The 21208-nt window shown below is 59.5% G+C and carries 9 protein-coding genes and 6 pseudogenes; 5 read left to right on the top strand and 10 right to left on the bottom strand.

All coding sequences use genetic code 11. The annotated features are described in order from the left end of the window. Nucleotides 1–69 precede the first annotated feature (69 nt). From KUF59_RS41440 to KUF59_RS41430, 3 genes and pseudogenes are all read right to left on the bottom strand, one after another. Nucleotides 70–837, bottom strand: a pseudogene (locus KUF59_RS41440) (transposase); the annotation flags it as partial. Between the two features lie 139 nt (nucleotides 838–976). Further along, the gene (locus KUF59_RS41435) at nucleotides 977–1774 is read right to left on the bottom strand and encodes a bestrophin-like domain (protein WP_212462914.1); all 798 of its coding nucleotides are present in this window, start codon (nucleotides 1772–1774) and stop codon (nucleotides 977–979) included. Between the two features lie 209 nt (nucleotides 1775–1983). Then, nucleotides 1984–4119, bottom strand: a complete 2136-nt coding sequence (locus KUF59_RS41430; protein ID WP_408918136.1) for a tetratricopeptide repeat protein — start codon at nucleotides 4117–4119, stop codon at nucleotides 1984–1986. 1738 nt (nucleotides 4120–5857) lie between these two features. Here KUF59_RS41430 and KUF59_RS41425 point away from each other — a divergent pair. Next, nucleotides 5858–6940 carry a SphA family protein gene (locus KUF59_RS41425; RefSeq protein ID WP_258768019.1) on the top strand — a complete coding sequence of 361 codons (1083 nt, stop codon included), beginning with the start codon at nucleotides 5858–5860 and terminating at the stop codon, nucleotides 6938–6940. A 369-nt stretch (nucleotides 6941–7309) separates the two neighbouring features. Here the strand turns inward: KUF59_RS41425 and KUF59_RS44495 are convergent, their stop codons facing one another. Further along, the gene (locus KUF59_RS44495; RefSeq protein ID WP_212462893.1) at nucleotides 7310–7669 is read right to left on the bottom strand and encodes a helix-turn-helix domain-containing protein; all 360 of its coding nucleotides are present in this window, start codon (nucleotides 7667–7669) and stop codon (nucleotides 7310–7312) included. A 1390-nt stretch (nucleotides 7670–9059) separates the two neighbouring features. Between KUF59_RS44495 and KUF59_RS41415 the strand changes: the two genes are divergently transcribed. Together KUF59_RS41415 and KUF59_RS41410 are read left to right on the top strand one after the other, a co-directional pair. Then, nucleotides 9060–9914 (top strand): recombinase family protein, encoded by an 855-nt coding sequence (locus KUF59_RS41415; RefSeq protein ID WP_249141240.1) that lies wholly within the window; start codon nucleotides 9060–9062, stop codon nucleotides 9912–9914. A 613-nt stretch (nucleotides 9915–10527) separates the two neighbouring features. Then, entirely contained in the window at nucleotides 10528–12039 is a 1512-nt protein-coding gene (locus KUF59_RS41410; protein WP_212462895.1) for a porin, read from the top strand. Nucleotides 12040–12507: 468 nt separating this feature from the next. Here KUF59_RS41410 and KUF59_RS41405 read toward each other — a convergent pair. Further along, nucleotides 12508–12705, bottom strand: a pseudogene (locus KUF59_RS41405) (hypothetical protein). 1833 nt (nucleotides 12706–14538) lie between these two features. Next, nucleotides 14539–14753 (bottom strand): annotated as a pseudogene (locus KUF59_RS41400) (porin); the annotation flags it as partial. A 97-nt stretch (nucleotides 14754–14850) separates the two neighbouring features. Here KUF59_RS41400 and KUF59_RS41395 point away from each other — a divergent pair. Then, a pseudogene (locus KUF59_RS41395) lies at nucleotides 14851–14976 on the top strand (transposase); the annotation flags it as partial. Between the two features lie 348 nt (nucleotides 14977–15324). Here KUF59_RS41395 and KUF59_RS44150 read toward each other — a convergent pair. Then, nucleotides 15325–15384 (bottom strand): annotated as a pseudogene (locus KUF59_RS44150) (cytochrome c3 family protein); the annotation flags it as partial. Nucleotides 15385–16110: 726 nt separating this feature from the next. On the opposite strand from KUF59_RS44150, the gene KUF59_RS41385 reads away from it, so the two are divergent. Next, complete coding sequence (locus KUF59_RS41385; protein WP_212462112.1) at nucleotides 16111–16842, top strand: S1 family peptidase; 732 nt, start codon at nucleotides 16111–16113, stop codon at nucleotides 16840–16842. An 83-nt stretch (nucleotides 16843–16925) separates the two neighbouring features. Here the strand turns inward: KUF59_RS41385 and KUF59_RS41380 are convergent, their stop codons facing one another. From KUF59_RS41380 to KUF59_RS41370, 3 genes and pseudogenes are all read right to left on the bottom strand, one after another. Continuing rightward, the gene (locus KUF59_RS41380) at nucleotides 16926–18413 is read right to left on the bottom strand and encodes an arylsulfatase (protein ID WP_212462113.1); all 1488 of its coding nucleotides are present in this window, start codon (nucleotides 18411–18413) and stop codon (nucleotides 16926–16928) included. A 100-nt stretch (nucleotides 18414–18513) separates the two neighbouring features. Continuing rightward, a pseudogene (locus KUF59_RS41375) lies at nucleotides 18514–19279 on the bottom strand (hypothetical protein). Between the two features lie 168 nt (nucleotides 19280–19447). Further along, nucleotides 19448–21157 carry an arylsulfatase gene (locus tag KUF59_RS41370; RefSeq protein WP_408918135.1) on the bottom strand — a complete coding sequence of 570 codons (1710 nt, stop codon included), beginning with the start codon at nucleotides 21155–21157 and terminating at the stop codon, nucleotides 19448–19450. Nucleotides 21158–21208 lie beyond the last annotated feature (51 nt).

The following is a 21208-nucleotide window of genomic DNA, read 5'->3' as shown; positions in this document are numbered from 1 at the left end:
GCGCATAAACTACTGCAGCATTGATACCGTTGCCAGCGCGGCGCGCTGTTTCTTTGCGATGGCAATAGTGACCGCGGCCTGCACGTTGTAGCCGACGACGCCTGAGCCGCGGCCGCTCGTTGCCATCGAGCGGTTGTCGGGATCAGTAAGAGAGATTTGCTGATCGGGCGAAGCGAGCATCTGCTTCTCGTAGACAGCAAGCCTGCCCATTTCCTCCTTCAGCTTTGTCAGCTTCTCGGAGAGCCTCGTCACCTTCGCTGCCAACGCCTCCATCGGCTCCTGCCGGTCGGTCGTGTCAAGTTAGCTCAGATAGCGCGCAACGCTCTCCTCCAACTGGGCACGCCGCCGTTCCACCTTCGCCCGCGTGAAGTTCTTGTCACGGTTGTTCACGGCCTTGAACTTGCTGCCATCGATGGCGACGCTCGCCGTCGCGAGAAGGCCCATCTCACGGCAGAGTTCGACGAAACGCGCACATACCTTGCGCAGCGCCAGGCCATTGTCTTTGCGGAAGTCCGCCATCGTCTTGTGATCAGGAGCGAGCCGACCCAGCAGCCACATGACCTCGACATTGCGTCCGGCCTCGCGTTCCAGCCGCCGGCTTGACTGCACCAGGTTCAGATAGCCATAGATGTACAGCTTCAGGAGAACCGAGGGACGGTATGACGGCGGCCCGGTCCCCGCCGGCTCCACCCCCTCAAAGTCCATCTCAGCCAAATCGAGCGTATCGACAAATACGTCGATCACGCGAACAGGGTTGCTCTCGTCAATGAAATCATCGAGGCATTCGGGCAATAGCGTCCACTGCGCACGATCCGCCGGCTCAACGAAGCGCCTCATCAGCTTCCCCCGCAGAATCACCGGAGAATCGTAGCAACCAGCGGCGTTTTCACACAGCCAGGGTCAAAAAGCGTCGGTTATGCCCCGACGACGTCTGTTTTACGCTTAGCAGGGTCAACGCGAGCATCGAGGTTCGACGCTACGGGCTACGTGGGACGTGGATGACCTGGACTTGATTACCGAGGGAATTCGCCAGGCCTTCCAGGTTCTGCGGCCGCACCTCGATCAAGCCATGCCGCGGAGCATCGATATCGGCGATCAGGAGGAAGGCAAACGAAACGATCAGCGGCAGCACGAACACCAGCCCTCCGCCGGCCTTGCCGCTTCGCGACCGATAGCCCATCAGCGCGTTAGAACAAAGCGCGATGATCGCCATGAGAAACCACGCGGCAATGGGGATTCGGTTCAAGAATGCCGCCTGCGTATAGCCTTGCGAGTTGATCACGTCATTCATGCCGGAAAGCGCCAGCGCCTCCACCGGAGTTGGCTGTGCTGCCAACGAAGCGCGGACTGCAGACCAGAGATCGCTCTGCAATCGAGTTGTCCGCTCGTCGATCCGCATGCGCTGATCGTCGTCCTTGTTGAGGTAGAATTGGATTCGTAGGCGGGTGTACTCGGCGAGTAGCTTGCGGACGTTTTCGGCATCCGCTGATGGCAGAAAGTCGGCGCGTAAAAGTTCGGTTCCGATGGCGTTGGCTTCCGCCTCCTCGAAATTCTTGCGTTGGTCATAGCGACTGATCGCCATGGAAAAACTGAAGCCAATGATCAGCCCGAGTAGGGTCAAGGCGGCCGATAGGATGATGCCGAGATGTTCGTTCTTTTCATCGTCGGAATCCGGATAACGCCTGCGTAACCAGGAGCCTGCTACCGCGACGAGCGATAGCGCCACGAAGAAAACCACGAACAAGAGCAAGGGGTAGTGTGTTAGATTTTCCATATACGTGCCCGTCGATCAATCAAGCGCTGATCATGCCCGTGCGAATTACGTAAGCCGGTTGCTGTGCGGCCGTTTCCGTGCCCTAGCCGTCAAAGCCGAAAATGATGCCAACCGAGCTGTTCAAGAACGTCTGCTCGGCCGCGAAAGCAGCCGGTGGATACGGCATGAGCGGCGCAGTCAACCAATCGTCGCCTCAGTGTCGGTCGATGCTACCGCTTCAGTCGTGCACGGAGATCGTCGATAACACGAGTTAGCTCGCGGTCATTTGGAGTGGCGCGCGAGAGCTGCTCGGCGTATTCGAGGGCGGCGCCGATATCTCCGGCATCGCGGCTGAACGTTATGAGGGCCAACAAGGTGTCTCGATCGCCTGGATGCCTCGTGAGGTTCTCCTTCAAGACATTTGTCGAGTCACCGATGTGGCCCGACGAATGCAGCGCCACGGCATACACGTAGGCATAGCGCGACCTGTCAGGTTCGAGCTCGCTTGCTGTGCGAAATTCGCTCAGCGCATCATTCAGCCGTTTCTGCCTTGTAAGAGTGAGACCCAGAGCATGGTGCAAACCGCCGTCTCGCCGTGAAGACGTGATCGCTGTTCTCAGTACGCTTTCTCCCTCGGCATCCCGGCCAAGTTGCCGGTATAGGTCCGCCAGATTGATGGCCGCGGGCGAGTATTGGGGGCTGAGCCGCAAGGCTGCCTTGTACTCGCTCTCTGCATCAGCTGTCAGCCTGCGCGACGCATAGAAGTTTCCAAGCGTCGAGCGGGCTTCGGGTCGGTCCGCATTGAGGCGTTGCGCCGCAACGAACTCGGCCGCCGCCCGCTCAAATGGTGCGCGGCCAGGGGCGGGCAGGTTTGCAGGAGGCACGGCGGCCAAAACGGACATCGCCCTGATACGTACGCCGCGGCTTGGATCGGAAAGAAGCGACGAGACAAGCGGCCAGATCCGTTCGCCCGGAAGGCCGTCGAGCATGCCAAGCGCTGCGACACGGACCATTGGATCGGGATCGGCCAATCCTTTGCGGGCGAGCTCAATATTCGCAGGCGAGACCCGCGAATGAAGTTCGCTTAGCGCGCTTGCACGCGCGATTGCCGACGCTGTGGGACTCGCCGCCACCACAGCCAGTAGCGTGGTGGCGTCGGCACGATCGGCCCAGGACGCCTGGAATGCCTCGGCGTAATTCTGAAAACCCTTTCGGACTGACCCGTGCCAGCGCTCGATCGCGTCGGCCGCCCATTGTGCGGATTGGTCGGCATGACAATCGTTGCAGGCATTGGGGGTGCCAAGCTTCACGGAAAGATCCGGCCTGGGAATTCGAAGGCTGTGGTCGTGTCGCTTGTCAACCACCATGTAGGTGCTGGCAGGCATATGGCATGATGCGCAGGCCACTGCCGGCGTTACCCCTTCGTGGCGATTGTGTGAGGCAACTTCATATTTGTCGGAAGCGTGGCATTGCAGGCAAACGCCATCGCCTGGAGCGCGGAGCTTCGCGGCATGGGGTTCATGGCAATCGCTGCACGTGACCCCGGCCTGGAACATCTTGCTCTGCTTGAACGGGCCGTAATTGTACACCTCGTCTCGCATCTGACCGTCCGCATAATACAGGCCACGAGCAAGGAGGGAGACGGCGTGCGTATCGGACAAGGGTTGTCCGGGCACCCAGTCTTCCGAGAATTCGCCGCGTCGCGCGTGGCACAGCCCGCAGGTCTCGACCTCTCTGCGTGGTAATGCAGCCGCGATGCTGTGTTGCGGATTGCCGGTCTTCGGATCGGGGTGCCAAGCGACGCCGTCACGCTCATTCAGCAAGACGGCCAGTCCCTTGCGCGGGTCATCATCTTTTCCAAACCAGCTCCGCTGGCTGTGCGCCCAATTGATGTGGCGGGAGCCCTTGCCGTGGCACGCCTCACAGCCCACGCTGATTTCCGTCCACGTCGTGTGAAAACTGTCATTGGTCGCGTCGTAGTTCTTCTGCACGCCCGTTGAATGACACTCCGCGCACATGAAGTTCCAGTTTTGATTGAGCTTGGTCCAGTGCAGCACGTCGTCGTGTTTGATCTCTTCATTGGGATAGAGATGAAACCAGCGTTGGCCGCCCTGGTCCTTCGGCCGGCTATCCCAGGCGATTGAAAGCGCTTGGATCCGGCCGTCCGGGAATTCGCTCAGATATTGCTGCAGGGGATAGATGCCGAATGTGTATTTCACCTCGAAGGTCGCAAGCTTGCCGTCGGGGCCGTCGGTCTCAACGAAGAACTTGCTGTCCTTCTTAAAAAAGCGGGAGTGGACGCCGAAATAGTCGAAACTGTTATCATCGAAATTGCCGAGCACGGAAGCGGCTGTCGCGTGTTGCATGGCATGCTTGTGCTGGGAATCTTTCCACAGTGCGGTTTCGGCTTGGTGGCACCCGGCGCAGGCGTCGCTGCCGACAAAGGCCATGGCAGGGGCGGCGCCGCCGCTGCGAAGAGCTTTGGGCAGGAGGAATCCTTCCTTGGTGGTTAACAGCAAGGTCAGGCCACCTGCGAGGGCCGCGACTGTCGCCAGCACCGCTACGCGCGCCGCCGACTTCCACGAACGGCGGGACGGGGTGTGGGCACCGTCGGGGCGGACGCCTGTCGAAAGTTCAGCTGATCTCGACGTAGAAGGGCGGTTAGAAGACTTATCGGTCTTGCCGGCTCTGATCCTTTTGCGCGCCACGAACTGTTACCCGCTGTATGGCTGGGAAACGCCCAGAGTCCCCATGTCTGAGAGCCGTATTAGCCCTCGACGATCGGCTTCTGACAATGCAGATCGTCGACTGAAGTTGGAGCGAAGCTCCAAGATTGGCTATGCAGTTTCGGCAAAAGGGCATTTCGCTCGGCAGTCGGGCGGGGCTCAGCCAGCCGCCGGCCGGCGCTTGGCACTAGTTCTTATTCCGATTCTTGCTCGCGCCTCTTACGGTTTTGATGACATTGTCGCCGGATCGGTCATCTGCATACAGGTCAGCATAGCTGCCTGTCCCGCCAATCGTCCCTTCGGCCGCGCAGCGGTCACGAATGGAAGCGGAATAAATTTGACCAAATGTATGATCCGGCCGCGCGTTGCAAGAGATTTTGTCAACCTGTCAGATGCGGTCTTGCATCAATGTATCCGGCCTCTGATTGAAGCGAGCTGTGCTCCGGGCCATCATGGATATCAGCGCGCATTCGAGCTGATTAGCGGACAGGCCTCGAACGGCCCATTCGGGTCACCAGTGTTCGCATGCGCCGGGACGATCTTCCATCATCGTCTCATCCAACTCGCAGACCTCGGCGGGTAAGGGATGTTGGTTACGTCATCTCGATAGCTCCTCACTTCGCGCTGTTCCTTTGTTACTGCCTGGCGGTCCTTCCTTCGTCCCGGCCTGCGCGCGCAGAGGCGCCGCGCGCAAGGGGCCGTCAAGGCCGACCGTGATGCTGTGCTGAAGTCGCTACGCTGCCAGGCTGCGCCTTGACGCCCCGAGCGCGGCACGAGGATCGGCCATGTCAGGACGCCGTCTCCTCAGTCTTGACGCACTCAAACGCGCATCCCGTGGGTGGCGAGGTTGCCAGTCGTGCTTGCAGCGAGCCGGAGCGACAAAACTTGCGTCACCGAAATAGGCGAGAGGCGTTGCTCGCGAAATTGCGGAGATTGATGCCGGTGTCGCTGCCATGGCGCAGAACCTACGCAAGCTCGCAAAGCTAATCCCGCTGCTCAGGCTTCAGCCCGCTTAGACACGGTCAACCCACCGTGCGACAACTCGTCCAACCTGGATCATAACTTCGCGGACTTCTTCAACATAATCGGCGCAAGGACATTCGGCCGCACCTGCACGGCTCAGAAGGATGAGCAGACTCCGATCGACGAGGCAGACCCGCGAGCCCTTTCGAGTGATGAGACTCTAGGGCGATGAGAAAGGAGTGCGGCTGTGCGACAATGACAGGCGCAGCTGTGGCGTCCCAGACACAGTCCTCCAAGAAACAACCGAAGATAGGGCGACTTGCCGATTCTGCATAGACGGTTGTGCCGAGCTGATTGAGTATTCGCGTGCTGACTCTCTTAACGGGTTTGGGGCCAAGGCTAATTGGGGCGGCGGATGCAGTACGTTCGATCGGGCCGGGGCCGTAGTTTTTCCGGGCGGTTTGGTATTGGGACGTTGGCCGCGCTACTCGCGCTTTCCCCTCAAATCGCTTGTGCAGATGAAGGCGGCGTCAGCTTCTGGGTGCCGGGCCTCTATGGCAGCCTCGCAGCCGTGCCCCAGCAGGCACCAGGATGGTCGGCGACCACCATTTATTGGCATGACTCGGTCTCTGCTGGCGGCGACGTGGCGCGCGCCCGCCAGATCACGATCGGCAATATCCCAGCGAATGTCACGGCCACCGCGAACGCCAGTGTTCATGCCAATCTGGATGTCGGCTTCTTGATCGCAAACTACGCCTTTGAAACGCCCGTGTTCGGCGGTCAGGCCTCTGCCGGCTTCCTTGCAGCCTACGGCGCCAATAGCACATCGCTAGCGGGGACCCTCACAGGAACGGTGACGACACCCGGCGGCACATTTCCCTTCTCGCGTTCCGACAGCATCAATAGCTCGATCATGGGGTTCGGTGATGTGTACCCGCAGTTCACGCTGAAGTGGAACGCCGGCGTAAACAACTACATGACCTACATTACCGGTGACATCCCGGTAGGGGCTTACGACTCAGCCCGTCTTGCCAACATAGGGATCGGGCATTGGGCGATCGATGCCGGCGGCGGCTACACTTATTTTGACCAAAAGACAGGGCGCGAAGCTTCGGCGGTGCTCGGATTCACATACAACTTCAAAAATCCCGCCACTCAATATCAGAATGGCGTCGACATGCACCTCGACTGGGGCGCGTCTCAATTCCTGACCAAGCAGTGGCAGGTCGGCCTCGTGGGTTACCTTTATCAGGAGATCGGCTGCGACAGCGGCTCCGGCGATCGCGTCGGGTGCTTCCGGTCGCGGGTGCAGGGCATCGGACCGCAGGTCGGTTACATTTTTCCGGTTGGAGACATGCAGGGGTATCTCAACCTGAAGGCTTACGGCGAATTCGCCAACGCAAATCGGCCAGACGGCTGGAACGTCTGGCTGACGTTCAATCTTTCGCCCCCGGCGGCAACACCGCCGACATCCTCAAGGCCGAGGTTCACGAAATAGAAGTACGGTGCCAATCATGACTCTTGCGATTGCTGCGCGATAGCGTCGGTGAGGACGCGGCCGGCCGGGGTGCTGCGTTACCGCGCAGGATTGGAAGAGATTTACGTTTCGGGTGACTAGGGCGCGTACTCTCATAAATTTCGGCCGTGTCCGCTTCGCTCCGATAACGACCATTGTTGTGCAACCGCAGCACAATGGCGTGATGGGCCAGACCAATCGTCGTGCTCGTTTGCATGGATAGCTCCTCCAGATCGTGGGAGCCCTAGCTGCCCCCCAATCCATGGCACTCGCGTGCCCGGTGCAGGAGCCGTCACAGCATCAGAAGCGGACTTCCCTCAAATGAATTGGGTTGCATTATCTTCCGCACGCTCAGTTCATCTTCACGAGGTCGCCCGGCTTCCAGCTGTTGTCGAAGGCGGCTTCGGTCGGGCCATAGAGACGGAGGATGGCGAAATACCCCTTGCCCGGCACCGTCGCGAGCCTGGCGTCTGCGGCAGCGAGCGATGACGGGCGATTGAGAAAGTCTCCAGGATTGTCGGCGGGTCGCTGCAGGGTGCACGACGGCGACTCTCCGAAGAGCATGCGGTAGGCAACGGAAAAGCGTCCAAGTTCCCAAAAGCCGTGGTCGGAAACAATTTTTGTCACGGTTGTCCTGGACGGATCCGAACGTACGACTGCCCTCCGCGCGAGACGCATTCGGCGCAAGGCAAGATAGCGGATTGGTCCCATGCCGAGATGTCTTCGCAGGAGGCGCGAAGTGTTCGCTCCGCGACGCCGATCGCTGCGCAAATTTCGGTGAGATAAAGCGGCCTGTCCGGGTTTATCTCCAAAAATTCTTCAAAACGCGATGATGGCGCCGTGACGAACGGAGCGCGAGGTGGGCTCCACGGAGGGGCTTTCGGCAAGGCACTTCACCATGACATGAATGAGCTCATTCTCTAGCGCGCGACATATTTCCGGAAGCTGCAGAATATTCGGAATGTCGTGGGCGAGCTGCCCGATGCTCTGGTACCTGTTTGCGCAGCGCTGAGCTTACATAGTGAAACGGAAACCGGTCTTGCTGATCCTGCCGGAATGCGACCCATTTCGATCTCGCGTGCCCGCGCCACGTAACTGGCTTTAACGATCCGTCGGCGTGCCGGACGGTTTTTCAAACTGCAGATGTCGAGCTATTTCCGACAGTGCGGGGGAACTTTCATGCCGAGATTACACAAATCGGTATGGGCCGCCTTTTGATACACGGAGTTCATATATCGCTGCCGGAGGTAAATACTGTCGCGGTCAAGCACGGCCGTATATCGATCGGCTTTCTTATCGGACCTAACTCGGCACCACTCCTTCATTGTGGCTATGAAGTCTTGCCCGGTGACATCGTCGTGAACAGGTCCGAGGTCGTACATCAACGATCTGAGGCTTCGTTCTCCCTCCAAAAACAAAAAGTCCCATTTGGTCGGACGAAAATGGGTCGTCGAGAGGAGTGGGCAAAGGGCAATGTGATCGCGGGCCATTTGAATGGTCTACTCTAACCGCCGCGAGGCCACGTGATCAATCCTGGGTTGTTTGACGTGGATCAATGCATGGAATGTGACATGGCGAGGCGCTGATGATTTCGGGCGACCTCAGCTGTTATCCGCCGGCTCATCAGGATGATGCCGGAAGAGGCATGAGCAGCCCATAGAGTTGATTGCGGAAATAGGGAGATTGAAGACTCGTAGTCCGCTGTAGGCCCGAGTCGACATTGCGGCCGGCTTGGTCGTGGTCGATGACTTGATTGGGTTGCGGAGGCGCGAGGCGGGCTCGTTGGCGAGAACCTCCCAAGGCGGCTGCAAGTCTTGCCGGGACCAACATCGTCTATGCCCCGAGCACACGAAAGCTGTTGGGCAATTTGTTCGAATTGCGAGATATCCTAGAGCTGCCGCAACTTAGGCGAAGCGTTAGATAGCCCACGCAAAGGCGTTTGGGCCGTCGTCGCTTCGCCCGTCTCTCGCTTGTTCCTCTTGTCACGAATTTCACCGCAAAGCGGCTTGACGAAATTAACACCTCGTCTTGCGTACAGGAGGGCGTGGGGAGGCCTATTTTGGAACATTAGATCGAGAGGTTGGCTTTGTCTGAAACAAGCATGAAGAAGATTTCAGCATGCCCCGGTTGGCTAGGGTTGACCGAGGACCGTTGGAAGTTCGTCTTTTTGCCGGAAAGAGCCGAGGTCGTCCGCAACATATTCGAATTGGCGATCGGAGGAATGGGTAGCTACGCAATAGCAAACCACCTCAATAGAGAGAAAATTCCATCATTCGGCCCATCTCAGACTTGGGACCATACCACTATCGACAGCATGCTGAGAAATCGAGCCACCTTTGGCGAGCGCCAGCCCAAGAGCTACGCTGGTGGGAGTAAGAAAGGCGTGCCCGTCGGCCATCCAGTCGCTAACTACTACCCAGCCGCAATAGACGAAGCGACCTTCAATGCTGCTCAAGCAGCTCGACGTCAAAATCTAATCTCGGGCCGGGGTCGTAAAGGAAACAACATTGCGAATATCTTTAGTAAACTAGCGACTTGCGCGTATTGTGGTAGCGAGATCAAATTTGACAGCCATGCTAAGAGCCTCTTCTGCTCGAGAGTAATCAACGACGATGGATGCACCCGTACAGCTTGGTCGTACCTTGACTTTGAACTGAACGTTCTCGGTTTCTTGGCGCATCCAGCATTGGCGGAGAAACTGAACCTTAAACAACAAGAGATCATGTCCGACCTTGTTGGCCTCATTATGCAGCGCTCGGACGAAAAGGTTTACAGTGCCAGGTTCAACATCACCCTGCTCCTCAAGGAAATCATCTCGGAACTGAGCATTTCAAGCGCCGGTTCAGAACCGCAACAAAGACTCCCCGACGCCCTAATTGGCCGTGATATCTCTGGAAGGTTTTTTGAAATCCGACTCTGGGATGGACCTCTGTATAGGGGGATCTCGGTTGGATAAAGTCCAAGCGCAAAGGTTCGTTTGATTCCAATCGCGAACCGCCACGCGGCTATTTCTGCCTTTGAGACGGTAGGCAATGTAGATCTTCCTGCGGCTTTAGCGCCCTGACCGTAAGCGGTTTCGGCAGTGTGATCCCGATTCACGCTCACTCGCGTTCCTAGCGCAGCCGGGCGTTGAATGGTGGATTCACTTAAGTGGCTAGGTCAGAAGGCTTTCTACGTGTACGGGGTTGGCCGTTTGTAAGAAAGGACGGTCGAACTCCTTTGCTGGCGATAATTGCTAAGCATTCCAATGCGTTGGGTCGGCTTAGCTTGATCAAGCTGTCGTGATATTTGTGCAACAATCGCCCAAAAACGCGCCGTTCTCGTCCCAATTGGGGCACTCAGTGATTGATTGATCGCAACTGTTCGTTTCATATCGTGAGTGCGACGGAGGGGGGCATCCCAAGGTCGTCCCGTTTTAGGTGGTTCGCTTAAGTCCCTCGCGTTCAGCGGGTGTGTCCGAAGGCGCGAAGCGGCTAAGCGGTTAGTTAAGGGACAAAGGAACCAACCTTAGGGTGTCGTCACCCAGCGGATCCGGAACCTTCCCTATAGAGCAAACTTGGAGGTTTAACATGAAGTTGGTTAAGAGCCTTTTGCTCGGTTCAGCGGCGGGTCTGATCGCCGTTGGCGGAGCGCAGGCAGCCGATCTCCCCGTAAAGGCCAAGGCGGTCGAATACGTGAAGATCTGCTCCCTGTACGGTGCCGGATTCTACTACATGCCGGGCACTGACACCTGCATCAAGTTCGGCGGCTATCTGCGTGCCGATAACTGGGTCCAGGGCGGCGACTACGGTTTCCGTCAAGGGGTGAACCAGGGTTCGAATAACCGTCTGACCAACTACTGGGGCTCCCGCGCCCGTATGGACTTCACCGTCGATACGCGCACGGCGACCGAGTATGGCGTGGTCCGTACCTACGCCGATATGGTCTTCAGCTGGGATACGACAACGGTCAGCGGCAGCAGCCCGTCGATCTTCTCGACCGGTTCGGCCTCGCTCGGCCTCTACCATGCGTTCATCCAGTTCGCCGGCTTCACGTTCGGCCGTACGGTTTCGATCTTCGACGCTCCGTGGCAGAGCTATCCGGCTGGCGGTCCCGATACGCTTCCGGGCGGTTCGAACCACGTCACCGGTGTGAACCAGGTGACCTACACGGCTGACTTCGGTCAGGGCATCACCGGTTCGGTGTCGTTGCAGGATGAAACGACGTCGGCAGGCGGCGAGTCGAACCTCTTTAACACCTCATTTGGCGGGGCGACGCCTGCTGCTATCATTACTGCTTTCGGCACTGGGTTCTCGACTGGCGCCTACGGTGTCAACGCTTGGGGTGGAACGCGTGCTCCCGACATCGTCGGTCAGATCCGCGTTGACCAGGCTTGGGGTCTCGCCCAGTTGTCGGTTGTTGGGCATAACCTCCATCCCGCCTGGTACGGTACGACTGAGCTGACCGGTCATCCGTCCGACAAGTGGGGCTTCGCTGTCCAGGGCGCTTTGTCGATCAAGAACATCCCGACCGGTGCGGGCGACTCGATCAACATGCAGGCGGTCTACACGGACGGCGCGACTCGCTACAACTTCCAGAGCTTGTTCCCGCAAGCCTTCTTCATGTACGGCGGTACTGGCGTGCCTGGCGCCTACCAGAGCATAGGTATCGCTGCTCTTGCTGACGGCGTCTTCGGTACCGGTACCGGCATCGATACCGTCAAGACCTGGGGCTTCCGTGGCGGCTATACCCACAACTGGAGCCCGAACTGGGCGAGCGCCATCTATGGTGGCTATGGTCAGGTGAAGTACGGCGATGCGGGCAAGGCGATGATTTGCACCAACTTCGTCGCCGCATTTGGTGCCGCCACTGCGACCTGCAACCCGGACTTCAACTTCGGTGTGATCGGTGTCAACACCGTGTGGACCCCGGTCAAGGGCCTGGCCTTCACGGCTGACCTGAGCTACTCGCGTCTGGACCAGAAGTACTCGGGCACGATTGCGATCCCGGCGCTTGTTGCCCCCGCCAAGCCGGCAGCTGTGTACGAGCTGAAGGATCAGGACTCGCTCGCCCTGCTCCTCCGCGCTCAGCGCAACTTCTAAGATCGATCTCTCGACCGATCAGAGAACCCCGGCGGGCAACTGCCGGGGATTTCTTTTGCGCGCACGGCATCGCGCTGAGAAGCTTAGCTGGTGAAGTCGCCTTCGCCGGCTCAACGAAACGATAAGGGTAGGGGTTGGAGGTGCAGAGCCGAGGATGGCGAGGGCGAACTGCGACCGTCCATCTCATCGGCCTGCGTCCCGCACGCGCAGACCCCGTACACAGCTCAACTAGTTGCAGCCAGTCTAGGTTAGGCTCGCAGCTCTATCCGGCCTGGATAATCGGCGCGCCCAGAACGACGCGACCGCCGCTCACCCTTCACTTTGAAATATCAAGACAAATCAGCTCAACTGCCGCTCTCGTCGTACGACCGATTGTGACCACCAACAAAGGGGCCGGGCGTGATGCCTACGCTCGGGGTGTTCGCCGAGTTCGAGACCAGAGGCCGCATCACACGGTATCCTGCAGGATCACCGCTTCAGCAGTCCAAGTTTTCCTTGTAGAACTTGATCAGCTCGATCAGGTTCTCGATTCCGACGTCGGTGAACGCCTGAACACCGTCTTGTCGACGCCATAGACCCAGATGACCCCGTCCTCGATCTCCATTTCTATCGAGATGTCGCGCAGCCAATCTTCGTCTTCGCCAAGGTCTTCGCAACCTGGGTGATGGTGGTGACGTGATGGACCTTGTTGACGTGCGTAGCCGTCGTGCTTTACCTCGTGGATCCAGTCCGGCCCCGATGGGACCTGCTTGCCGGCTGTCGCCAGGCAAAGCTCGTACGCCATAGCATGGGGCGTAAGTTAATGATCCGGCGTCCTGGCGCGTGAAGAAGTGATACTGTCCTTCTGCCATTGCGGCCAACTGCCGTACAAATCCGCCAGATTGATCGTCGCGGGCGCGTATTGAGAGCTGAGCCGCAGGGCTACCATGTACCGTGGACCGGACTCGAACTTTCAGGCATGCTGGGGTTCATCTAATTTCGAAAATGCGGCCAGGTGTTATCGGAATGGGATCGAGCCGTATCACCTTTCAGCGCGAAGATGGGTGGTCCTGCTCGGTAGGAGCACGACCCGACGGATCTTCATTTTGCTTCGACGGCGCCATGCATTGCAGCCCACTCGCTGAGCCGCGAGCTCGTCGGGCGGGTGAGATATCTCTACAAGACAGCGGCTCGAGTGTTCGTGTCGACTGCTTCCGGTCGCAAGTGGTACACATCAGCATTAAGACCAGATTTGTTTTCCGGTCGGGCATGTGCAGGCTACTCAATTCCTAGAGCTTCAGTTTGCTGCCGAACATCGGCACGACGGCTGGATATACCGCGAGCGATGTTTCGCTATCGGCGCCGACGCCTTGCCATTACGGCCGTCAAGCCGTTTCCCAGAATCGGTCAGCGACGTGCGTCCGGTTCGACTGAACGCCATGGGTTAAAGGATGAAAGGCACTGGAGATTCTGAAAGAAGCCGTGGCGGAAAGCGGTGGACTCGAGACGACGAGACCCATCTACTCCTGCTGGCGTCCGAAGGTCGAACCGCCGCTGAAATCGCATCAATGATGAAGCGCAGCTACATCAGCGTACAACATAGGCTGCGGTCGCTAAGTGGGCGATCTGATACTGAAGTTGGTAGATCACAGGCCCGCTCGTTCGAGCGAAATCGGTTTCCGAATGGCGACCTGACCTGTGGCGCGCTATCCGTTCCAGGTCACCAAATGGTGCTCTCAGTATGGACAGCAATCAGGTACGATAGCGCTATTATTAAGCGAAACGAACCCTCGCGCCTGAGGCCCGAGGTTAAGTGTGTCATTGGAGCCATCATTAGAGAGACGATGATCTGTTCTGATCCAGACCATTCGCCGTCGTGGACAAGAATTGCGATCTCCCGGCTTCGAGCGAAAGACGTTGGCGTGGATTCAGGAGTAGTTCGCAATTTGATACGCGCGCTCTCGGCAAAGGGCTTCCTGGAAATTTTCGTCGGGTACATTGGCCCCAATGCGGCGCTCCAACTCGATCCCATTTCAGCTCGGTCCGGTCGATCGGTACTACTGCGAGCAGCCCAAAGGACCGTAGTTTTGTGCAAGAGCTTTGGGATAATGCATTCCAATCTTTATACAAATTTCCCTAGCCTTCGATCAGATCATTGATCGGCGTTGCAAAATTCGTAGTAGGCTTGGTTCGCGACCACTGATCACATGCTTGTCTTTTGCCTCGTCGGGGCGACACTTTGCTCACGGCTTCCGTCAGATCCGGCTCGCGACAAGAGCTATCATGAGGACAGTTCTCAACACCGTGCCTCATTCAGCAAGGCGGCTGCGTGCACAATTTTTGAATGAATTATTTCTTGAAAGTGTCAAGGGCTGCTATTGCTGCAATTCAACCTCCGGCAGTATCGTTTAGCATCGAAACCAGGACCAAAATGATCGAGAAGAAACTCGACAGAGCGCTCGACTGGCTGCACGATTGCTGGCTATCGACGTTCGTGACAGCTGATGGTTGAGGCTCCTTTTCCGCCGAGAACGCCGCCGTCACGCACTGACCGAAGTCAGCGGTGTAGGTGATTAGTTGACACCAGTGACCGTGCCACTGCCGCCGTCGAGAAGGTCGAAGTTGTTGCCGGAATAATGCGCGTCGAACTGCGACACGGCTTACCCATCGTGATCAGCGAACTGGATAAAGGCGTAGTACACGCCGAGCGAACCGGCCGAGGCGTTGCCGTTGGTGCATACAGCGGGGCGGCGAGGAGTACTTTCTCGCAAACTGGTTTGACGTATTCGGCGAGCTGCCTGAGGGTGTGACCTTAAGTCTAGCCTTAAGGTCATGTGGCGAATGCAGGTGAAGGTATTGGGCGTCGAACGTCGGCGTCGCTGGAGTTACGACGAGAAGGTTCGCCTCGTCGAGGAGACCATGCAGGCCGGCGAGACTGTTTGTGGGGTGGCGCGGCGGCGCTGCATCGGAGCGGTCGGTCCAGGAGGCATGGAATGCCTCGGCGTAATTCTGAAAACCCTTTCGGACTGGCCCGTGCCAGCGCTCGATCGCGTCGGCCGCCCATTGTGCGGATTGGTCGGCATGACAATCGTTGCAGGCATTGGGGGTGCCAAGCTTCACGGAAAGATCCGGCCTGGGAATTCGAAGGCTGTGGTCGTGTCGCTTGTCAACCACCATGTAGGTGCTGGCAGGCATATGGCATGATGCGCAGGCCACTGCCGGCGTTACCCCTTCGTGGCGATTGTGTGAGGCAACTTCATATTTGTCGGAAGCGTGGCATTGCAGGCAAACGCCATCGCCTGGAGCGCGGAGCTTCGCGGCATGGGGTTCATGGCAATCGCTGCACGTGACCCCGGCCTGGAACATCTTGCTCTGCTTGAACGGGCCGTAATTGTACACCTCGTCTCGCATCTGACCGTCCGCATAATACAGGCCACGAGCAAGGAGGGAGACGGCGTGCGTATCGGACAAGGGTTGTCCGGGCACCCAGTCTTCCGAGAATTCGCCGCGTCGCGCGTGGCACAGCCCGCAGGTCTCGACCTCTCTGCGTGGTAATGCAGCCGCGATGCTGTGTTGCGGATTGCCGGTCTTCGGATCGGGGTGCCAAGCGACGCCGTCACGCTCATTCAGCAAGACGGCCAGTCCCTTGCGCGGGTCATCATCTTTTCCAAACCAGCTCCGCTGGCTGTGCGCCCAATTGATGTGGCGGGAGCCCTTGCCGTGGCACGGCCGCGGCCTGGCGCCCGAAAGGTTGTCTTGCGTGCCGTTCGCTCGGCAGAAGCGCGATCCAGTCTACTCGATCGCGGTGGGCCCTCGTAATCGGCGAGCTTACTGACCGGACCGGCGCGGGCGATATTGTCACTTGGGGACGCCGATATTGCCTTCGGCAGGTGACGCTACGGCACCGGCTTCGGCAGGTAAACGCCAGTCCGTGGCAAGAGGAGACAAGGCAAAACGCAGAATATCGGGGACAAGATCGCCTTAGATTGCAGGCTCCCCTCCGCAATATTGCTAATCTTCCCAGGGGCATCGTTGCAGGGGCGCTTTCCGGTCCGACTGCACACGGGCGTGCGTTGCGAACCTGGGGGCGTCATGGGGCGGCGACTGTTTCTCGTTCTTATCTTGATCCTGGCTTTCACCCGGGTCGACGCGGGATGTATCGATCCCGCGACGCTCGCCCACTCCACGGTGAGCATCGTGCGGCAGTTCGATGACAACGAGCGCGAGGCGCCGCCCGGCGTGGTCGCTATAATGGGCACGGGCTGGTTCCTGTCTCCGACCTTGCTGGTCACGGTAGAACACGTTGCTGATGCCATGAACCTCTCGGACCAGAGCTGGAAGCAAGTCGAAATTCGAGAAGGGGAAATCAAGCGGTCGATTCCCGCCCGCATCCAGCGCCTCGCGGGTTCCTCTGCGGAAAGGATCGCCGTGCTCGAACTGCAGACGGAATTTTCCGGTGCGGAGAGCTTTCAGCTCCGGATGGAGCCGCTCGTCGCCGAGGAACCTGTTGTGAGCCTCGCCTATCCCGGCAACCGCCTGCGCGTCGCAGGCGGCCGATTCGTGCAATATGGCGATAGCGGAAAATTAGTGGGCACAGCGCTGCTCGAGCTGTACGACGGAGACGACCGCCTCGTGCTCGATCACGGTGCCTCGGGAGCTCCCGTAGTCGATTGTGCGGGGCGCGTGGTCGCGGTCGTCAGCAACATGTTCACGACGACCAAGCAGTTCTTTTCACGGACGATACGGATCTCGACGGCCTGGGGCAGTCCGAACGTCGTCTCCGTACCTATTCCGGTGCTCAAGGATATTTCGCGTGTCGAGTGAGGCGCGGGCGCTCCGTGCAAGGGCGCAGGCACGCGGTAGCCGCCTTACCCGGTTGATGCCTCGCTAACCCCGGAAGGGCGTTGTCAAAACCGCGTCATGTTCGCCGCCGGCGGATTTGGTGCTCTTACGAGGCTTGTTTTGTATTGCTCCACAGCCCTCAGCACCGGGCCGATCACCCACTCGTACATCTCTCCGATGTTGTGTTCTTCGTGCGGGTCCGCTTCGATGTTGAACACTTTGGGGTAGCCGTTCATCGGCGCTGCGCTCGCGCCGACACCTCCCAATATCGTGGCGCCGCCGGATCCGCTGCGGCCCGGCGCTACGTCGGCAAAATAGGCGCGGAACTGTTTCCAGCGCGCCGCAACGAGAGATGGACCAACGAAGGTCAGGAGATGTTCGCGCCGCCCGCTGTCGCTGCTCCCGAGCAGCAGCTCGCTCTGGTCGACGCCGTCGATCGGGCGATCATCCGGCACCTTGCCGCCAGCAAGCCGTGCGAAGGTCGGGAAGAAATCCATGATCGAAAACATGGCGTAGGATGATCGCGGCTTTATTCGCTCCGGCCAGCGTATGATGGCGGCAGTGCGGATCGCGCCTTCGCTGACATCGCCGAGCGCGCCGCGATAGGGGCCGGATGAGCCCATGTCCGGCATGTCGCCGCCGAAAGTGTGTGCGCCAGGGCCGTCGGGACCGTTGTCGGAGGCGAAGACCACGATTGTGTCGCGGACGAGACTGAGCTCGTCGAGAGCATCGAGCATCCGGCCAACGATGGCATCGCCTTCCATAAGGGAATCGCCGAACTGGCCGATGCGGGATCGGCCCTCGAACCGGGTCGACGGGAGGTTAGGGAAATGCGTCCGCGAGATCGGCAGATAGAGGAAGAACGGCTTGCCGACTGCCTTCTGGCGCCGCATGAAATCGACGCCGCGGTCGACCAGCTCCCAGTCGATCTCGCGCCGTACCTCCGCAGTGTAGGGCTTTACCGTTTTCAGTGGTTCCCCGCGCTTGGCCTCAACGATCTGCGGCACCCTGTCGAGCGGGATATCGAGTGTCTTGGTCTGGCGAGCCTGCTGGACCATCAGGAACGCGTCCCAGGTGACCGCTGGAGGGATGCCGTAGAATTCGTCGAAGCCCTTGTTCTGGGGCTGGCTGTAGGATTGCCCACCAAGATGCCATTTGCCGAAGATCGCTGTGGCGTAGCCTGCCTCGCGCAGCATCTCGGCCATGGTGATTTCCGTCGCCGGCAGGGAGATGGCTGTCCCCTCGACGGCGACCAGCGACAGACCAGAGCGAATGGAATAGCGTCCGGTCATCAAGGCGGCACGCGACGGGGTGCAGGCCGGTTCGACTAGGAACTGCGTCAGCCGCAAGCCTTCGGCGGCGAGCTGGTCAATGCGCGGTGTAGGAGCCCCGCGCAGCTCCCCGCCACCGTAAGCGCCGATGTCGCCATAGCCGATGTTGTCGGCAAGAATGAAGAGGATGTTCGGTTTCTGCTGTTGTGCTGATGCGGGTGCGACCGTCATGAAAGCGAGCGACGCCACCAAGCCGAACCAGATGTGCCAGCACCTATTCATCATCGATCTCCTGAAGAAGGGCCGATCGATCGGACCTCATGGCTTGCGGCCGCCTGCAAGCGTGGGCGCCATGGAGTATTTTCCGCGTCGATGACGTCGCTCAGTAGCAAGGCGGGTAAGGGGTAGTAGCCGCAGGCGGCGCCATAGGGATAGGCACGTTCTGCCGCCGCACCCACGGCGGCCGCACCGACCGCTGCGGCACCGTAGGCGGCCCCCCGGTACCAAGCGCCGCGAGCGACGTAGGGATGGTGCCAGACGCCAACTGCACCGACGCGATCGACACCAACGCGACCGACACCGACGGTTCCCACACGGTCGAAGTCGCCGCGGAAGCCGCCGGCGTGGAAGCCGCCGAAGCCGAAGCGGTCGATGAAGAGTGCCGCCGGCCCGTCGCCGCCGGCCAGCTCGCCTTCGAGCACATCCACATCGAAGGTCAGCCGGTCGCCCTCGAGCTTCGCCGTCTTCAGCACCACGACCGCATCGCGGATTTTCAAGCCGTCCGCGCTGAGCACCGAGACGGTGGCGTTCGGCGGATCCTTGGTAAAGCTCTCGGCGCTGTCATTGCTCGGCGACCATTCCGCCAGCAGGTCGGTCGTGAGCGAATGCCCGGCCGCCCGCACCGGGCGGTCCGCGAAGATGATCGAGTTGGGCGCAACGCCGGTGAGTGTCAGCTTACCGCCCTGCAGGCTGGCGCCGCGGGCGTTCATCACGATCAGCGACGGCACGATCTCCGGCTTGGCCTGGCCGATCGTCTTCTGCAGCGGCTGGTGCTCCGGCGTCGAAGGCGGCGTGGTCTGGGCTAGCGCGGGTGCCGCCTCGCACAGCAGGAGGGCGATGATCATGCAGCCGGTTCGATTCTTCAGCACGGTATGAGCAACTCCATACTTTCGCCGTCCAAACGCATGGGCAGCTTCACGGTCTCTCCAGGGGATTGCACGGAAAGCGCATTCATCGAGATTTCTGGAACAAGTGGCCGGTCCTTTCCGACCGGCCACTTCTTCTCTTGTTCTGCGATCGCGGCCTGACGTTCGCAGCTAGTCGCTGCGGCCGGCCGTCTTCATATTCCTGACTTGCCGCATGACCTGCTCCAGGTTGTAGCTGGCCGGGTCCTGCAGAGGCGGGAACTTGATGTAAGACTCGAGGTGCATCAACCAAAGCTGCTGGCCGATGGGCAGCAAGTTCCAGTCATAGACATAGGCGGTCGACGGAGAAGCAATCGCTCCGCCCATACCGAAGAGTGTCTTCTGTTGCGAACCCACCGAGGTCTCGAAGGGATCGCGCTTGATGTTGACGACCTGGGTCCAGGAGTAGGGTTGCACTCCCGAAACGAAGCCCGCGGGGTCGTCGGACACCATTGCGAAATACATCTTCCAGTTCTTGTAGCGAACCGCCGACGGCGTCGTGCTGGAGTAATACAGGAAGTGGTCGCGTGGCGACTTCTCAGATTTGCCGCTCAGGTAGTCGATCTGGTTGATGCCATCGAGCGTGGTCTTGACGATGCCGGGATACTCACCGGCCTCGATCCGTTGCTTCAGTGCGTCGCCTTTGGGCCCGCCGGCGATCTCGACGAGCGTCGGAAGCCAGTCAAGGGCGGAAAACATTTCGTTCTTGACCGTGCCGGGCTTGATGACGTCTGGCCACCGGATCACCATCGGGGCGCGCATGCCGCCCTCCCAGGTGCTCAGCTTGCCGCCCTTGAACGGCGTGACGCCGCCGTCCGGGAAGGTGATGGTCTCGGCGCCGTTATCGGTGGTGAAGACGACGATCGTGTTGTTCAGCTGGCCCATGTCTTCGAGCTTCTTGAGCACCACGCCGATGTTGTCGTCCATCTGCTTCATGCCGGCTTCATTGATGCCCCAGTCCTTGCCGCCGGGCTCGCCCACCATGGCCAGGTACTTGTCATTCAGCACGGTCGTGATGTGCATGCGCGCCGGATTGTACCAGACGAAGAATGGCTTGTTGGTGCGGCGAGGGTCGTTGCGATCGAGGAAGTCGACGACCTTGGCCGAGATTTCCTCGTCGATACCCTTCGATCGATCGAGCGTAAGCGGGCCCTCGTCCTTGCATGTCATGTTCTTGGCGGTGCCATCCGAGGACTTGCACGCGAGCATCGGACGCGGTGGCGTCAGGCAGACTGTGGTCTTGGGATCAACCGCGCCGGCAACCTCAGGTACGCCAGGAATCGGTGTGTTCTTGCATGGCGGGGCGACGGTCTGCTGGGTCGCGGTCTTGTTGATGTCAGGGAAGCTCACCCCCTGCATGGCATCGAGGTGATAGAGATAGCCCCAGTACTCTTGGAAACCATGCGCAGTTGGCAGCGAGTCGGTGTGATCGCCGAGATGATTCTTGCCGAACTCCCCGGTGTTGTAGCCGAGATCGAGCAGGAACCTGGCAAGCGACGGCGTCCCGGGCCGCAGATAGGATGGGCTGCCGGGGATTTCCGGCAAGGTCATGCCGACGCGAACCGGCTGCATGCCGGTGAGGAAGGCCGTACGCCCGGCCGTGCAGCTCTGCTCGGCGTAATAGTGCGTGAACATCGCGCCTTCGTTGCCGATGCGATCGATGTTGGGTGTCTCCCCGACCATCAATCCGCGGTGGTAGATGCTCGGCTGCATCCAGCCGATGTCGTCGCCCATGATGAAGAGGATGTTGGGCTTCTGTCCCTGCTGGGCGGAGGCAGGAATGCTCGCCAGTGTCGTGGCGGTACACAGCACGACAAGAGCGCCCCAGATTGTTCTGAACATACTCATGGTTGCCTTTCCTCGATGGCGACTGCCGAAAGCCCGGGCCGCAGC

The sequence above is a fragment of the Bradyrhizobium arachidis genome (assembly GCF_024758505.1).
Classification (GTDB): domain Bacteria; phylum Pseudomonadota; class Alphaproteobacteria; order Rhizobiales; family Xanthobacteraceae; genus Bradyrhizobium; species Bradyrhizobium manausense_C.
Note: the sequence above shows the minus strand (reverse complement) of the source record. Positions and strands in the feature narration are given on the sequence as shown.

Excerpts from the sequence above, each read along its gene's own strand:
- KUF59_RS41435 (WP_212462914.1), bottom strand. The coding sequence starts at position 1,774 with ATGGAAAATCTAACACACTACCCCTTGCTCTTGTTCGTGGTTTTCTTC.
- KUF59_RS41430 (WP_408918136.1), bottom strand. The coding sequence starts at position 4,119 with ATGCAACACGCGACAGCCGCTTCCGTGCTCGGCAATTTCGATGATAAC.
- KUF59_RS41425 (WP_258768019.1), top strand. The coding sequence starts at position 5,858 with ATGCAGTACGTTCGATCGGGCCGGGGCCGTAGTTTTTCCGGGCGGTTT.
- KUF59_RS44495 (WP_212462893.1), bottom strand. The coding sequence starts at position 7,669 with ATGGGACCAATCCGCTATCTTGCCTTGCGCCGAATGCGTCTCGCGCGG.
- KUF59_RS41415 (WP_249141240.1), top strand. The coding sequence starts at position 9,060 with ATGAAGAAGATTTCAGCATGCCCCGGTTGGCTAGGGTTGACCGAGGAC.
- KUF59_RS41410 (WP_212462895.1), top strand. The coding sequence starts at position 10,528 with ATGAAGTTGGTTAAGAGCCTTTTGCTCGGTTCAGCGGCGGGTCTGATC.
- KUF59_RS41385 (WP_212462112.1), top strand. The coding sequence starts at position 16,111 with ATGGGGCGGCGACTGTTTCTCGTTCTTATCTTGATCCTGGCTTTCACC.
- KUF59_RS41380 (WP_212462113.1), bottom strand. The coding sequence starts at position 18,413 with ATGAATAGGTGCTGGCACATCTGGTTCGGCTTGGTGGCGTCGCTCGCT.
- KUF59_RS41370 (WP_408918135.1), bottom strand. The coding sequence starts at position 21,157 with ATGTTCAGAACAATCTGGGGCGCTCTTGTCGTGCTGTGTACCGCCACG.